Source organism: Massilia sp. TWP1-3-3, from assembly GCF_049897805.1.
Lineage (GTDB): Bacteria > Pseudomonadota > Gammaproteobacteria > Burkholderiales > Burkholderiaceae_D > Telluria_A.
In genome coordinates, this window is sequence record NZ_JAFCWX010000002.1 from 96014 (window position 1) to 111218 (window position 15205).

At 62.2% G+C, this 15205-nt stretch carries 17 protein-coding genes and 1 pseudogene; 7 read left to right on the forward strand and 11 right to left on the reverse strand.

What is annotated here, in order from left to right; translation table 11 throughout:
- Positions 1–269: 269 nt before the first annotated feature.
- From hisC to gpmA, 7 genes and pseudogenes are all read right to left on the reverse strand, one after another.
- Positions 270–1383: pseudogene (hisC, locus tag ACP7D4_RS02145) on the reverse strand (histidinol-phosphate transaminase).
- Positions 1384–1485: 102 nt separating this feature from the next.
- Positions 1486–1707, reverse strand: coding sequence for a helix-turn-helix domain-containing protein (locus ACP7D4_RS02150; RefSeq protein WP_426101715.1), 222 nt, complete (start codon positions 1705–1707; stop codon positions 1486–1488).
- A gap of 3 nt (positions 1708–1710) precedes the next feature.
- Positions 1711–2049 (reverse strand): hypothetical protein, encoded by a 339-nt coding sequence (locus ACP7D4_RS02155; RefSeq protein ID WP_426207644.1) that lies wholly within the window; start codon positions 2047–2049, stop codon positions 1711–1713.
- Between the two features lie 276 nt (positions 2050–2325).
- Positions 2326–3078, reverse strand: coding sequence for a HesA/MoeB/ThiF family protein (locus ACP7D4_RS02160; protein WP_426207770.1), 753 nt, complete (start codon positions 3076–3078; stop codon positions 2326–2328).
- Positions 3079–3131: 53 nt separating this feature from the next.
- Positions 3132–4613 (reverse strand): S41 family peptidase, encoded by a 1482-nt coding sequence (locus tag ACP7D4_RS02165; protein WP_426207645.1) that lies wholly within the window; start codon positions 4611–4613, stop codon positions 3132–3134.
- A gap of 9 nt (positions 4614–4622) precedes the next feature.
- Positions 4623–6071, reverse strand: a complete 1449-nt coding sequence (locus tag ACP7D4_RS02170) for a murein hydrolase activator EnvC family protein (protein ID WP_426101897.1) — start codon at positions 6069–6071, stop codon at positions 4623–4625.
- A gap of 63 nt (positions 6072–6134) precedes the next feature.
- Positions 6135–6881, reverse strand: a complete 747-nt coding sequence (gene gpmA, locus ACP7D4_RS02175; protein ID WP_426101721.1) for a 2,3-diphosphoglycerate-dependent phosphoglycerate mutase — start codon at positions 6879–6881, stop codon at positions 6135–6137.
- Between the two features lie 123 nt (positions 6882–7004).
- On the opposite strand from gpmA, the gene ACP7D4_RS02180 reads away from it, so the two are divergent.
- The 5 genes from ACP7D4_RS02180 to ACP7D4_RS02200 all read left to right on the forward strand — a co-directional run bounded on the left by ACP7D4_RS02180 (position 7005) and on the right by ACP7D4_RS02200 (position 9883).
- Positions 7005–7406, forward strand: a complete 402-nt coding sequence (locus tag ACP7D4_RS02180) for a rhodanese-like domain-containing protein (RefSeq protein ID WP_426207646.1) — start codon at positions 7005–7007, stop codon at positions 7404–7406.
- Between the two features lie 14 nt (positions 7407–7420).
- Complete coding sequence (gene grxC, locus ACP7D4_RS02185; RefSeq protein WP_426207647.1) at positions 7421–7681, forward strand: glutaredoxin 3; 261 nt, start codon at positions 7421–7423, stop codon at positions 7679–7681.
- A gap of 157 nt (positions 7682–7838) precedes the next feature.
- Positions 7839–8312 carry a protein-export chaperone SecB gene (gene secB / locus ACP7D4_RS02190; protein ID WP_426101727.1) on the forward strand — a complete coding sequence of 158 codons (474 nt, stop codon included), beginning with the start codon at positions 7839–7841 and terminating at the stop codon, positions 8310–8312.
- Between the two features lie 79 nt (positions 8313–8391).
- On the forward strand, positions 8392–8835 hold the full coding sequence (locus ACP7D4_RS02195; RefSeq protein ID WP_426101729.1) for an SH3 domain-containing protein: 444 nt from the start codon (positions 8392–8394) through the stop codon (positions 8833–8835).
- A 13-nt stretch (positions 8836–8848) separates the two neighbouring features.
- Entirely contained in the window at positions 8849–9883 is a 1035-nt protein-coding gene (locus tag ACP7D4_RS02200) for an NAD(P)H-dependent glycerol-3-phosphate dehydrogenase (protein WP_426207648.1), read from the forward strand.
- 300 nt (positions 9884–10183) lie between these two features.
- On the opposite strand, the gene ACP7D4_RS02205 is transcribed toward ACP7D4_RS02200, so the two are convergent.
- The 4 genes from ACP7D4_RS02205 to mscL are packed head-to-tail and all read right to left on the reverse strand — an operon-like array spanning position 10184 to position 12864.
- Positions 10184–10516, reverse strand: coding sequence for a cupin domain-containing protein (locus ACP7D4_RS02205; protein WP_426101733.1), 333 nt, complete (start codon positions 10514–10516; stop codon positions 10184–10186).
- An 11-nt stretch (positions 10517–10527) separates the two neighbouring features.
- Positions 10528–11217 carry a DUF2461 domain-containing protein gene (locus ACP7D4_RS02210; RefSeq protein ID WP_426101735.1) on the reverse strand — a complete coding sequence of 230 codons (690 nt, stop codon included), beginning with the start codon at positions 11215–11217 and terminating at the stop codon, positions 10528–10530.
- Positions 11218–11241: 24 nt separating this feature from the next.
- Entirely contained in the window at positions 11242–12390 is a 1149-nt protein-coding gene (locus ACP7D4_RS02215) for a Do family serine endopeptidase (RefSeq protein ID WP_426207649.1), read from the reverse strand.
- Positions 12391–12444: 54 nt separating this feature from the next.
- Positions 12445–12864: a large conductance mechanosensitive channel protein MscL gene (gene mscL / locus ACP7D4_RS02220; RefSeq protein WP_426101739.1), complete on the reverse strand. Its 420-nt coding sequence runs from the start codon at positions 12862–12864 to the stop codon at positions 12445–12447.
- A gap of 282 nt (positions 12865–13146) precedes the next feature.
- On the opposite strand from mscL, the gene petA reads away from it, so the two are divergent.
- Together petA and ACP7D4_RS02230 are read left to right on the forward strand one after the other, a co-directional pair.
- Entirely contained in the window at positions 13147–13761 is a 615-nt protein-coding gene (petA, locus tag ACP7D4_RS02225) for a ubiquinol-cytochrome c reductase iron-sulfur subunit (protein WP_426101741.1), read from the forward strand.
- A 2-nt stretch (positions 13762–13763) separates the two neighbouring features.
- On the forward strand, positions 13764–15176 hold the full coding sequence (locus ACP7D4_RS02230) for a cytochrome b (protein WP_426101743.1): 1413 nt from the start codon (positions 13764–13766) through the stop codon (positions 15174–15176).
- The last annotated feature ends 29 nt before the right edge of the window (positions 15177–15205 follow it).

Here is a 15205-nt window from a genome sequence, read left to right on the forward strand (position 1 = left end):
TAAGGCCGAAAGGCGCAGCCGGGCCAACGCCAGGAAATAACAATTGTAAGGCAATTGTAAGGCGCTGCGGGGCGGCAGGGGCACGTGTTTTGGCGGCGGCGCGAGTTGAGGCACGTCAGACGTGCGCGGCAGCGGGGGAATTATGCCATTCGCGCACCGCCGCAGAAGGGCCGCAGCCCTCCGTTCGGCTTTTCAAGAGCGCATTGCACAACGCAATGGCCATTTGCAACAGATCCTGAACGCTTGGCGCATTCCGGGGGGCAGCAGTGTTACGCAGCCAGCACGCCGGCCATCGCTTCCAGGAAGCGCGCATTTTCGTCCGGCAGGCCGATTGTCACGCGCAAGTGCTGTGGATGGTCGGCCAGCGCACGTACCAGCACGCCATGGCCTTCAAGCAACTGGGCCAGTTGGGCCGCGTCGCGGCGCACCGGGAGGAACAGGAAGTTGGCAGCCGACTCCACTGCAATGATGCCCATTGCGGCCAGCGCGGCGGCCAGGCGCGCGCGCTCGGCCGCATTGCTGGCGCAGCTCTGGGATAGAAAGTGCGGCAATGCCTAGCTGGCTGGCCAGCACGCTGACGTTGAAGGGCGCGCGCATCCGGTTGACCAGGCCGATCAGTTGTGGATGGCCGATGCAGTAGCCAAGGCGCGCGCCGGCCAGCCCGTGGGCCTTGGAGAAGGTGCGCACCACCAGCAGGTTCGGATGCCGCTCGATGAGGTCGATGCAGCTGGCATAGTCGGACTGGGTGGCATATTCAAAATACGCTTCATCGATCACCACGGGCAAATCGGACCGCAGCCCGGCCAGGAAGCGGGCCAGGCTTGCATACGGAAGATAGCGCCCGCTTGGATTGCAGGGATTGTCGATCAGCACCAAGTGCGATGACGCTGCGGCGCGCACCAATGCATCCAGATCGTGCCCGTAATCGTCGGGAGGCACCACTTTGATATCGGCGCCGACAGCCTGGGCGATCACGCGGTAGAGGGAAAAAGTACAGGAAGAAATCAACGCTACCCGGCCCGGCGCGAGAAAGGTCTTGGCCACCATCGACAGGATGTCCGACGAGCCGCTGCCGACCAGCACATTGTCGAGCGCCAGACCGAGCTGCCCGGCCAGCGCGGCGCGCAGCAGCGCACTGGCGTCGTCGGGATAGCGGCCGATGTCGCAATCGGATTGGCTGGCCAGCAAGTGCGCGATGCGCGCCGCGCCGCCCCGGGGGTTTTCATTGCTCGACAGCTTGACGGGGCGCCGCGCCAGGCCGTCCACGGCTGCACTCTTGCCCGGCTGGTAGGCGCTCAGGGTCTGGACCCAGGGATTGGCAGATTGATGCATGGCTGTGTGTGCTCGCTGGCAAGGGCCGCGCCCATGCCGGTGCGATGGCATGACGCGTGCTGAGATGGAGGAAATGCTGCGCGCAATCGTAAGGCGGTTGGGCGGCACCAGGCTAGCCGCTGACAGGCGGATTGACAAAACGGCTTGCACGGTTTATGGCAAACCCGGCCGCGTTATCAATGACGCTAAAGAAGCTCCGTCTGCATGGCGAAGGCCGGGGCGCCTCGGCGCTGCTGCGCGGCAAGCCCACAGCGCGGCCGCCTTGGCCCGGCCCGTCACGCCGAGCTTGGCATAAATATGCTGCAGATGGGTCTTGATGGTGCTCGCACTGCAGCCCACTCTTTTCGAAATTTCCCAGTTGGTCTTGCCCTCCATGATTCAGTCGAGCACTTCCCTTTCGCGCGGCGTCAAATTGCTCGCAACACTGTCCGGCGCTGCCGCGATCTGTTCCTGCTCGGCGCCAACGATACGGTTCAGCGCGGCGTGCATGTGCGGCACCAAGAGGGCAAGCACGCTGGCATGCCTGGCGCTCAAGGGTTCGGGCATCTGGGAAAAGCTGAAGTAGCTGGTCAGCCCCGTGATGGCGCAGGACTGGGCGTGGGCGGCGATATTGCTTAGCTCATGGTGATGGAATTGCTGCAGCTCCAGCGTGAAGAGTACGGTGTCGCGATCGGGCTCGAACAATTGCACGGTGCCCATGGCGCCGGACAGGCGCATGAAAGGCGCATGAAAGGCGTCATGATCGTGCCTTGCGCATCCTCGAACTGGCGCATGCACGACGCGGGATAGCGTTTCTTAAGCCATTTTAGCGGCGTCAGGCGCCATTGTTCATCATTCCCAAATAGCAATGCATCATCTCGTGCGGTAGAACAGCCTGAAGCGTTTCGCTGCTCCAGGATATGAAGTCGCTTTCCGTGTGGACGTCGCCCGCGTCCTGTAGTGCGCTTAGCAAGCAGCGCGCGTCGGCGTCGCTCAATGGCAAATTGGCGAGCGTCATTGGCAAGGCGAACACACCGGGCACGCGGGATTGCGCGCCACGCCGATACTGGTCCACTCCATTGCGCGAGCGTCGAGCAGCAGCAGGCGCCCGGCCAGCGAAACGCCCACCTGCATGATGATTTTGAGCGCTTCGGCCGCCTGCATCGCGCCGATCATGCCCACCAGCGGCGCGAACACGCCCATGCTGCTGCAGGCGGCGTCTTGAAAACCGCCATTTGGCGGAAACAGGCAGGCGTAGCACGGGGCATCCGGCAGGCGCGGGTCGAACACGCTGATCTGGCCGTCGAAGCGGATCGCCGCGCCCGACACCAGCGGCACGCGCGCGGCCACGATGGCGCGGTTGACGGCGTGGCGCGTGGCGAAGTTGTCGCAGCAGTCGAGCACCACGCTGCTGCCTTCTGCCAGCTGGGCCAAACGCGCCGCATCGGCCCGCTCGCGCAGGGCGACGACGTCGATGTCGGGATTAATTTGCAGCAGCGCGGCGCGGCCGGAGTCGACCTTGGCCTGGCCCACGCGGTCCGTGGTGTGCATGATCTGGCGCTGCAGGTTGGTGAGGTCGACCTCGTCGTCGTCGACCAGCACGATGCGCCCGACCCCGGCCGAGGCCAGGTACATGGCGGCGGCCGACCCCAGGCCGCCAGCGCCGATTACCAGCGCGCTGGCGTCCTGCAGGCGCTGCTGGCCTTCGATGCCGATCTCGTCGAGCAGGATGTGGCGCGAATAGCGCAGCAGCTGTTGATCGCTCAGCCCTTGGTCACTCAGCCCTTGGTCACTCAGCCCCTGGTCGCTCAGCCCCGGCTTCATTTGGCTTTTGGCGCAGCCTTCAGTTCGGGCGGCTTGACGTCAAGCTTGGGCAGGGCCGACTTGTCGTCCTTGGCCAGCACGGTTTCCACCTTGGACAGCTTGACCGGCAAGCCCTTGAGGTGATTGAGCGCCTGCGCCAACTGGAAGTCGGTGCTGCTGCCAAAGTCGAGCGGTTTGCGCGACTTGGACATGGCCAGCGCGCGCTGCTCTTCTTCCATCTCGTCGCGCTTGGCCTTGAGGGCCGGGTCGGGCTCCTTGCCGCTGCCGTCGGACAGGTGTTTTTCAAGGTCGGACTCGCGCACGCGCAGGCTGTTCAAGCCGTCGCCGTCGGCCGTTTCATCGACCATCAGGTCGGGCACGATGCCCTTGGCCTGGATCGAGCGGCCCGACGGCGTGAAGTAGCGCGCCGTGGTCAGCTTGACGGCGGTGTCTTCGGACAGCTGGCGCAAGGTCTGCACCGAGCCCTTGCCGAAGGTTTGGGTGCCCATCACGATGGCGCGTTTATAGTCTTGCAGTGCGCCGGCGACAATTTCGGAGGCCGAGGCCGAGCCGCCATTGACCAGCACCACGATCGGCACGTTCTTGAGCGCGGCCGGCAGGCGCGCGAGCGGATCGGCGCCGGCGCGCGGCGCGTAAAACTCGCGCCGGCCGTACAATTTTTCGTTCGAGGTTTTCAGCTGGCCGACGGTGGAGACGATCTCCTTGTCGTACGGCAGAAACGCGGCCGACACGCCCACCGCGCCCGGCAGCAAGCCGCCCGGGTCGTTGCGCAAGTCGAGCACCAGGCCCTTGAGCGCGGGCTCCTGGGCGTACAGGGCGTTGATCTTCTTGCTCATTTCATCGAGCGTGAGTTCCTGGAACTGGCTGATGCGCAGCCAGCCGTAGCCCGGCTCGACGATCTTGCCCTTGACGCTCTGGACCCGGATTTCTTCGCGCACCAGCGGCACGATCCAGGGCTTGTCTTCGCCTTTGCGGGCGATGGTCAGCACCACTTTGGACTTGGGCAGGCCACGCATTTTCTTGATCGCTTCGTCCAGCGACAAACCCTTGATGGGCGTGCTGTCGATGCGGGTGATCAGGTCGCCCGGCTTGATCCCGGCCCGAAACGCCGGCGAGTCTTCGATGGGACTGACGATCTTGACGTAGCCGTCTTCCATGGCCACCTCGATCCCCAGGCCCACGAAGCGGCCCTGCATGCTTTCCTTCATTTCGCGGTAGGCTTTTTTGTCGAGATAGACCGAATGCGGGTCGAGCGAGGCGACCATGCCGGAAATGGCTTGCGAGAGCAGCTTTTTGTCTTCGACCGGTTCCACATAGTCGGACTTGATCAGGCCATAGACGTCGGCCAACTGGCGCAGTTCGTCCAGCGGCAGCGGCGCGTTGGCGTCGCCCTTTTGCGCCATGGCTGAAAACTGCAGCGACGCGGCAAAGCCGGCCACCATGCCCACGCCGATCAGGCCGATATTCTTGACATTCATGCCTACCCTTTAAAAGCTGATCCAGGACGCCGGATTGAAGGCCGCACCGCGGTGCCTGAGTTCAAAGTATAGCCCCGAATCTTCGCCCCCGCCCGTGTTTCCCGCGCTGGCAATCGGTTCGCCGCCCTTGACGGCGTCGCCCACGCGCCGCAGCAGCGACTGGTTGCTGCCGTAGATGGACAGGTATTCGCTGCCATGGTCGACAATGATGAGGTTGCCAAAGCCGCGCATCCAGGCCGCGAACACCACGCGTCCGGCGGCCACGGCCTTCACTTCGCTGCCTTCCGGCGCCTTGATGAACACGCCTTTCCAGCTGGGGCCGCCGTCGCGCTTGGCGCCGAACCGGGCCGCCAGTTGCCCGCTGACCGGGGCGCGCATGCGGCCCTTGAGGCTTTCAAATGCGCCATCCGGGGCGGCAGGGGCGAGCGCGATGTCGGCCGGCCGGGCCGCCGCCGGATCCGGTTTGGGCGGCGTCTGGACCACGCGCACGGGTGGCTCGACGTCGTCGATCGGGTCGGGCTTGAACGGTTTGGGCGGTTTTGGCACAGGCAGCGGCGGCGCACCCTTGACGGGCGGCTTGGCCGCGGCGGCGGTGGCGGCGGCAGCAACGCGCGCCAGGCGCTCGCGTTCCGCCTCGGCGCGCGCGCGGGCCAGCTGCGCGGCTTCGGCAGCGGCGCGGGCCCTGGCGGCGGCCACCGCTTCCAGGCGGCGTTTTTCGGCGGCGGCGGCTTCGGCCTGTTCCTTGATCAGGCGCGACAATTTGTCGACCAGGCCGGCCATGCGCTGTTCGTCGCGCTCGAGCGTGCCGATTTCCTTGCGCTGGGCCACGAGTTTTTTCGACAGCGTGCCGAGCAAGGCGGCGCGGTGCGCCTTTTCCTGCTCCAGCACGACTTTCTGGTCGCGCTCCTCTTCGGCGATCTCATCGAGCTCAGCCTTGGCATTCTGTTCTTTTTGCTGGTTCAGTTCGACCTGGGCCAGGTTTTGCCGGAGCGAGGCCAGCAGGCGCGCCTGGGCTTGCGACACGTAGGACATGCGTTGCAAATCGCGGCTGATGCGGTTCGGGTTGTCGCCCGAGAGCAAGAGCTTGATGCGGTCTTCATTGCCCGCCACATACTGCTCGCGCAGCAAGGCGGACAGTTGCTTTTTCTGGGCGGTCACCACGCCGGTCAGGCGTTCTTGTTCGGCGCCGAGGCTGGTCAGCTTGTGGCCTGTTTCCACTTGCTCTTCGGCCAGTTCGCGCAGTTGGCGGTTGGCGTCGGAAATGGCTTCCTCGGACTTGGCCAGGGTGTCGGCCGCGTCTTCCTTTTGATCTTCGGTTTTGACCAGCTCGCTTTTCATGCGGGCCAGTTTTTGCGCGATTTCAGCGCGCGTGGCTTCGGCCGCCGCTTTCTGCTTGGTGCGTTCGGTCGGTTTTTTGGGGGCGGCATGCGCGATTCCCACGGCGGCGGCCAGCAGCATGCAAAGCACGCTGCCGGCGCCGAACTGCTTGACCCAGCGGGTCGACAATGGGAAAGACAAAGCTTACTTGGCCTTTCCCTGGTTGGCCACGGCGGCCACGGCGGCGGCGATGGCGTCCTGGTCGCCCAGGTAGTAATGGCGGATCGGCTTCAAGTCAGCGTCGAGCTCGTAGACCAGCGGCTGGCCGTTGGGAATGTTCAAGCCCACGATGTCTTCGTCCGAAATACCGTCGAGCATTTTGATCAGCGCGCGCAGGCTGTTGCCGTGGGCCGAGATCAAAATTTTCTTGCCGGCGCGGATGGCCGGGGCAATTTCTTCATCCCACACCGGCATCACGCGCGCCACGGTATCCTTCAGGCATTCGGTGAGCGGAATACTGTCCTGCGGCACGCCGGCGTAGCGCGGGTCCTTGAACGAAGTGCGCTCATCATCGGCTGCCAAAGGCGGCGGCGGCGTGTCGTAACTGCGGCGCCATACCAGCACTTGCGCGTCGCCATACTTGGCGGCGGTTTCGCCCTTGTCCAAGCCTTGCAGGGCGCCATAGTGGCGCTCATTCAAGCGCCAGTCGTTCTTGACGGGCAGCCACATCATGTCCATCTCGTCCAGCGCCAGCCACAGCGTGCGGATGGCGCGCTTGAGCACCGACGTATAGGCCACGTCGAAGGTAAAACCGGCTTCTTTCAAGACTTGCCCTGCGCTTTTTGCTTCGCGTACACCCTTTTCGGTCAGATCGACATCGGTCCAGCCCGTAAAGCGATTTTCGAGGTTCCAGGTGGATTCGCCATGGCGCATGAAGACAATTTTGTACATGTAATGTTTTCCAGGAGTTGGTGGGATCGGAAGGATGCCGGAGGTAAGATTTTAATCGAGAGCCGTCTTCTATTTTATAATGCCCGCATTGCCTTGTCTTAAACCATTAACTATTGGAATTCCGTGAAATTTATTCTAGACAACTTGTTGCTCATCGGCATTGCCGTCATGTCGGGTGGCGCGCTGCTGCTGCCGGCCCTCATGCCACGCGGCAAGCGTGCTTCTGCGACCGAAGTGGTGCAGATTATCAACCGCGGCAAGCATGTTCTGGTCGACATTCGTACCCCGGAAGAATTTGCCGCTGGCCATTTGCGCGACGCGAAAAACATTCCACTGGCAGACTTCGACAAACGTATCGGCGAATTGGACAAGTCCAAAAGCAAGAGCATTGTTGTCGTGTGCCAGAGTGGCGCGCGGGCCGACAAGGCTGTGCGCCTGCTGCAGGCCGCCGGATTTGAAGATGCACTCGCCCTCGATGGTGGCCTCGCCGCCTGGCAAGCCGCAAGCCTGCCCACAGTCAAGTAAGAAAGGATTTCCCCATGACAGCCCATGTTGTGATGTATCACACGGCCTCGTGCCCGTACTGCGTGCGCGCCGAGCGCCTGCTTGAAGCCAAAGGCGTCGAGATTGAAAAGATCCGGGTCGACCTCGATGCCGAGCAAAAAACGATCATGATGCAAAAGTCGGGCCGGCGCACCGTGCCGCAAATTTTTGTGGGCGACACCCATGTGGGCGGCTTTGACGACCTGTACGCGCTGGACCAGGCCGGACGCCTCGACCCCTTGTTAAACGCCGTTTAAGCCCCACATGAGCGCAACGCAGCGAAAAGCACCCGGATGGATTGCTTAAAACACTTTTCAGGTGGGTTGGTTTTGATACAATTGCCGTCGCGTTTGAATTCAAGCACATCTGGAACGGCGGCTCGCCGTTCTTTTTATTTCTCAACGAAAGCGTTCCATGTCTGACGAAACCTTGCAACCAGTATTTCAAATCCAACGCGTCTACCTGAAAGACATGTCGCTGGAGCAACCGAATTCCCCAGCCATCTTCCTCGAGCAAGAAGCGCCGACCATCGAAGTGTCGCTCGACGTGGGCGCCGAAGCCATCGCCGACGGCATCTACGAGTCGACCGTGACGATCACCGTGACCGCCAAGGTCAAGGACAAGGTCGCGTTCCTGGTCGAAGGCAAGCAAGCCGGTATCTTTGAAGCGCGCAACATTCCTGCGGACCAGATGGATCCACTGCTGGGAATCGGTTGCCCGAACATCGTCTACCCTTACCTGCGCGGCAACATCGCCGACATCATCACCCGCGCCGGCTTCCCGCCAGTGCACCTGGCTGAAATCAATTTTGAAGTGTTCTACCAGCAGCGCCGCCAAGCCCTCGCTGATGCAGCGGCCGCAGCGCCGGCAGACACCGCAGCACACTAAGTCATTCAGTAATTAAGTAATTGCAGCATCAGGGGTGGGCAGAATCCTGTCCACCCTGCAACCATCGGCGAAGGCCACCATGACATTCCCCCGTTTTTTAGTCAGCGCAGCGTTATTGCTCGCGGCGGCGACTGCACAAGCATTCGATTTCAAGACCGTGGGCGCGACCCCGGCCATCCTGTATGACGCCCCTTCGCTGCGCGGCGGCAAGCTGTTCATCGCCCCGCGCGGCATGCCGGTCGAGGTGGTGCTGAGCTACGGCGAATGGGTCAAGGTGCGCGACGCCAGCGGCGACATGGCGTGGACCGAGCTAAAACTGCTGAGCGCCAAGCGCAATGTGGTGGTGCGCGTGTCCGGCGCCAAGGTGCGCCCGACGGCGGACGACAGCGGCATTGCGTTGATGATGGCCGACAAGGGCGTGCTGCTCGAACTGGCTGACCCGCAAGCGTCGAGCTGGGTCAAGGTGCGCCACAAGGATGGCATCATCGGTTACATCAAGGCGACGGAGGTCTGGGGCATCTGACCCGGGACACTCCATGCATAAGAAAAACTTACGCAAGATCACCGTGCTGGGCGCCGGCGCCTGGGGAACCGCGGTCGCGCTGGCACTGGCCGAGCGCAACGACGTGCTGATCTGGGGGCGCGACAGCGCTGCCATGCAAGCGATCGACGCCGCGCGCGAAAATACGCATTACCTGCCCGGCTTTGCCTTTCCTGACGGCTTGCGCGTGACGGGCGACTTTGACGCCGCACTGGCGCACCTGGACGGCGCCAACGTGGACCGATCTTGCGCGCCGCTGCTCATTGCCGCCTGTCCGGTAGCCGGCCTGCGCCCGCTGCTCGAGCAGCTCAAGGGCCGGCCAATTGCCAATATCGTGTGGCTGTGCAAGGGTTTTGAAGGCGGCACCGGCCTGCTGCCGCACCAGGTGGTGCAGCAAGTGCTGGGCGAGAGCGTGCCGGGCGCGGCGCTGTCCGGGCCGTCATTCGCGCAGGAAGTGGCGCGCGGACTGCCGTGCGCGCTGACGGTGGCGTCAAGCTCCGAAGCGCTGCGCGAGCGCGTTGTGGCGGCGGTTCACGGCGGTAATATTCGCGTGTATTCGTGTGACGACCTGGTGGGCGTGGAAGTGGGCGGCGCGGTCAAGAATGTGCTGGCGATCGCCACCGGCGTGGCCGACGGGCTGGGGCTGGGCTTGAATGCCAGGGCCGCACTGATCACGCGCGGGCTGGCGGAAATCGTGCGACTGGGAACGGCCTTGGGTGGGTCCAGCAGCACCTTCATGGGGCTGACGGGGATGGGGGATTTGATTCTCACGTGCACGGGGGACTTGTCGCGCAACCGCAAGGTGGGCTTGGCACTGGCCAAGGGGCAGGCGCTGGAGACCATCGTGGCCGAGCTGGGGCATGTGGCGGAAGGCGTGCCGTGTGCCAAGGCGGTGCGCGAGCTGGCGCGATCTCTTGGGGTGGATATGCCGATTACCAATGCGGTGGCGGGGGTGTTGTTTGACGGGGATACGCCGCAGGCGATGCTGGCGCAATTGCTGGCGCGCGATCCGAGGGATGAGTTGGCGTGATCAGGGTGGCGCCTGTTGGAAGGCGAGCTGTGGCCTGTTCCACCGTCCTGGCGTAAACCGGACGCGCACGCACGGATCCACCACGGCAGTAAAAGCTCGGTGCGCGGATACTTCGCGTTGCCGAGAACCGTCGGAAAAGCGCAGCGCATTCCGACATGCTCGCGTCCCGTCGGCGCCTGTCGGAATGCGCTACGCTTTTCCGACCTACGCGGTAGCCATCGCTTTTACTACACCCTCGTACGCGAGGACAATGTGGGGATAGACCCGGCTCATTGGGACCACCGCACCGCCATCACCGCCTCAGCGCGGATTGAGTAAAATCGTCAGCAGCGCCACCGCGTCTTCATTCGCGCGCACCGCGTGCGGCACGCCGCCCAGCAAATACAGCATTTCCCCAGGCCTGAGCACGGTCGAGGCCCCATGCGCATCGCACACAAGTTCGCCCTGCAGGCACAACAAGCTCATCTCGCCGTCAACCTTGTGCACCGGCATGTCGCGTTCTTTGGGCAGCACCAGCCGGATCAACTCCATATGCGCGGTCTTGGCCAGCGCTACGGACGTGAAATGGGCGATATCGTCGTCGCTGCGTTGCAGGCGTATCAGTTCGCCAGAGGCGGCATGTTGCAAAGCCATACAATCTCCTGTCAGTCTTCGGTGGGTGCGACTTCGACAGCCCTTAGCCAGGCCACGAGCGCATAGGCATCCTTGTAGGCGCGCGCCAACTGCGGCACCAGTTCCTCAGGTGCGTTCAGCGTGAGCTTGACCTCGGTCCACAAAAAGAACCCTTTCAGTTTCAGGTATTCAATGTGCGGATGCTCGGGGTCATACCCCTTGGGCGGCCGTAGCAGTTTATGCTCGGTTTCCAGTTCGCCAAAGGTCGCGCGCAGGGACTTATTTTTGATCAGTTTGGCAAAACCTGTCGCATCGTTGACGATCTGCTCGCGGATCGCTTTCAAGCGCTCGGCCGGCGGCATGTACTCGCCCGCGCCGATGCCCAGCGTGCCGTCGCCTTCGATATGGAAATAATAGGTGGGCCCGCCGCCCGCACTGGGCCGGCGCAAATCGTTCGGCGTGATGCCGGCTGAAAAACGCGTCTTGTAGGGCCGCTTGTCGTTGGCAAAACGCACGTCGCGGTTGATGCGAAACATGGCTTTTTTGGGATTGCACGCCACTACTTGCCGGTCGAACGTGGCGATGGCGGCGATCAGCTCGGTGACCACGGTCTCGAACTCTTCGCGCAAAATATCGTAGCGTGGTTTGTTGTGGATGAACCAGGGGCGGTTGTTGTTGTCGGCCAGCTCGGTTAAAAATTGCGTCAAGTCGCGCAAGTGCATACTTGGAATTCCATTTATAAATGTTTACTCGGCGCGGGGGCGCTTGGCGATGCTCACTTCGACCGCCGTTTCGCGGTTCTTGCGCATCAGCGTCATTGTAGCTTTCTGGCCAGGAATGAGCTGGGCAATCAACTTGAGCGTCTCGCTGGTGCTCGCGACCGGCTTGCCCGCCACCGTCAGCAAGATGTCGCCCGGCTTCATGCCCGCACGGTCGGCCGGGCCGTTGCGCACCACGCCGGCGATGATGGCGCCCTTGTCGCGCGCCAGGCTGAAGCTCTCGGCCAGTTCCGGCGTGATGTCCTGGGTCTCGATGCCGATCCAGCCGCGCACCACCTGGCCATCCTTGATGATCGCTTCCATCACGGCCTTGGCGGTGCTCACGGGAATGGCAAAGCCGATGCCGACCGAGCCGCCGGTCTGCGAGTAAATCGCCGAATTGATGCCTAACAGATTACCGTCGGCATCGATCAGCGCGCCGCCCGAGTTGCCGAAATTGATGGCGGCGTCGGTCTGGATGAAGTCTTCGAAATGGTTGATGTGCAAGTTGTTGCGCCCGAGAGCGGAAATGATACCCATGGTCACCGTCTGCCCCACCCCGAACGGGTTGCCGATGGCCAGCACCACGTCGCCCACGCGCGCCTGGTCGGAGTGTCCCAGCACCATCACGGGCAGGCTGCGCTCGTCGATGCGGATCACGGCCAGGTCGGTTTCGGGGTCGGTCCCCACCACCTTGGCCGGGGCCTTGCGCCCGTCAGCCAGCACGACGCGGATTTCGTCAGCCGCTTCGATGACGTGGTTGTTGGTCAGGATATAGCCGTCGGGACTGACGATGACGCCCGAGCCCAGGCTCGATTGCTGCTCGTCTTGCGGGACGCGCTCGCCGAAGAAGCGGCGAAAGAACGGATCCTTGAGCAGCGGATGGTTCTGGCCCAGCGACTTGCTGGTGAGGATGTTGACCACGGCCGGCATGGCGCGCCCTGCCGCCAGGCGGTAGCTGCCCGCCAGCGCCGGCAGGCGCGGGGACTGCAGCACCGCCACCGAATCGGCCACCGTGCCAACGCGCGAGAAATGGCCGCCAGCGCGCAGCCACTCGGGCCGTAGCGTCGCCGCCACAAAATACAGCGCCAAGGCCACCGTCACCGTTTGCGCAAACAACAGCCAGTAGCGTCGCATGGGAAGCGAGCCTTATATTGGTGAAGCGTTGGTGAAGCGTTGGTCAAGCGTAATTCACGCTTTTTTCAGCGCATCGCGAATTTCCCGCAGCAAGACGATTTCTTCGGGCGTGATCACGACCACCGCCGGCGCCGGTTCGGTGCGGCGCAAGCGGTTCATCAGGCGGATCATCTGGAAAATGACGAACGCGAGAATGATGAAATTGAGCAGCACCGTCAGGAAGTTGCCGTATGCCAGCACGGCGCCCAGCTTGCGCGCCTCGGCCAGCGGCAAGCCCATGCCCTGCCCTTTCAGGGGCAGATAGTAGCTGGCAAAGTCGAGCCCGCCAAACAGTCGGCTGATGGGCGGCATGATGACGTCCGCCACCAGCGAGTCGACAATCTTGCCGAACGCGCCCCCGATGATGACGCCCACGGCCAGGTCGACCACGTTGCCCTTCATCGCGAACTGCCTGAACTCGCCCATCATGCCCATGATTTACCCATCGCTTATTGAAAAATGTGATCACAATCATACCTGAACAGCTTAGAAACCAAACACCCACGCGCGGTTCCTGGCGCAGGCGCTTTTTTCGATGTGTGGCAAGCCGGCCATGTTCCGCCCTCTAAAGCGACTGAAAGTGGGGCAAAAGGACCTGATCAGGGCGCTCGGCAACATTATTTCTTCATTTCGCCAGCCGCTTCCCTTATAATTTAAGGTTGCTAGAAGCTCTAAGTGGCTTTTTAAGATTTCGCATTTTGACTGATTGGGGTTGGTATGGGTAACGAAAAGCAGGTCGATTCAGGCCGCCGCGGTTTGCTCGGCGCGACAGCCGTCGCTGGTGGAGCGATAGGTTTGGGCACGGCGGGAGTACTGGTAGGCACCTTCCAGCCGTCGGAACGGGCGAAAGCTGCCGGCGCGCCGGTGGAAGCGGATATCTCCGATTTGCAGCCGGGCGGCATGAAAGTAGTCGAATGGCGCGGCAAGCCCGTGTGGATCCTGAAGCGCACGCCGGAAATGATGGCAAGCCTGCCGAAAACCGAAGCGCAGCTGGCCGACCCGAAATCTGACAAGGTATACCAGCTGGCCATGCCCGAGTACGCAAAGAACCAGACGCGTTCGCGCAAGGAACATCCGGAAGTGCTGGTCGTCGTTGGCATTTGCTCGCACCTGGGCTGCTCGCCGACGTCGCGCTTTGCCGAAGGCGAACAGCCGAACCTGCCCAACGACTGGAAGGGCGGCTTTTTGTGCCCATGCCACGGCTCGACCTTCGACCTGGCGGCCCGCGTGTACCAGAACAAGCCTGCGCCGACCAACCTCGACGTTCCGCCATACATGTACCTGAGCGAGAATAAAATCCTCATCGGTAAAGACGAGAAAGGCGAGGCATAATCATGGCCGCTTTCAAAGAAACCAAATTACCGGCCAACGCCCCCGTCGCTGAAAAAGCGCTGGGCTGGGTCGACGACCGTTTTCCGCTGACCAAGCTGTGGAATGATCAGTGGGGCAAGTACTACGCGCCTAAAAACTTCAACTTCTGGTATCTCTTCGGCTCGCTGGCGATGCTGATTCTGGTGTTGCAGATCGTCACCGGTATTTTCCTGACGATGCACTACAAGCCTGATTCCAACCTGGCCTTCAGCTCGGTTGAATACATCATGCGCGAAGTGCCGGGCGGCTGGCTGGTGCGCTATATGCACTCGACCGGCGCGTCGGCGTTCTTCATCGTGATTTACCTGCACATGACGCGCGGCCTGCTGTACGGCTCGTACCGCAAGCCACGCGAACTGATCTGGCTGTTCGGCTTTGCGATTTTCCTGGCCCTGATGGCCGAAGCGTTCTTTGGCTACCTACTGCCTTGGGGCCAGATGTCGTACTGGGGCGCGCAAGTGATTGTCAACCTGTTCGGCGCCATTCCGCTGGTCGGCCCTGACCTGTCGCTGTGGATCCGCGGCGACTACGTCGTCGGCGACGCCACGCTGAACCGCTTCTTTGCGTTCCACGTGATCGCCATTCCGCTCGTTCTGCTGGGCCTGGTTGCCGCGCACTTGATCGCGCTGCACGAAGTCGGTTCGAACAATCCTGACGGTATTGAAGTGAAAGAAAACCTGGGCGCCGACGGCCATCCGGTGGACGCCATTCCTTCGCATCCTTACTACTCGGTGCACGACTTGTTCGGCGTGTCTGTGTTCTTGCTGATCTTTAGCGCAGTGGTCTTCTTTGCGCCTGAAATGGGCGGCTACTTCCTGGAATACAACAACTTCATCCCTGCCGATTCGATGAAAACGCCGCCGCACATTGCGCCGACCTGGTATTTCACGCCGTTCTACTCGGTATTGCGTGCCGTAACGGCTGACTTCATCTACGTGCTGATGGCAGCTATCGCCGCTTATGTCGCCTTCATCTGGCTCAAAACGCGCCTGTCGTTCGTGGTCAAGGCTGGCATCGCGGTCTTCGCGCTGCTGGTGATCGTGGCGATGCTGCCGCAGTTCTCGGAAGCGAAGCTGTGGGGCGTTGTGTTCTTTGGCGGCTCCGTCATGATCCTGGCCGCGATGCCATGGCTGGACCAGTCGCCGGTGAAGTCGATCCGCTACCGTCCAGACTGGCACAAGTATGTGTACCTGGTGTTCTTTGTCAGCTTTGTGCTGCTCGGCTTTTTGGGCACCCAGGCGCCGACCGAAGCGTACACGCTCATTTCGCAGGTCTGCACGCTGTTGTACTTCAGCTTCTTTATGTTGATGCCTTGGTGGAGCTCGATGGGCACCTTCAAGCCGGTGCCGAAACGTGTGACGTTCCATCCGCACTAATCGACGACATCAACAAGCGAAAAAGGACC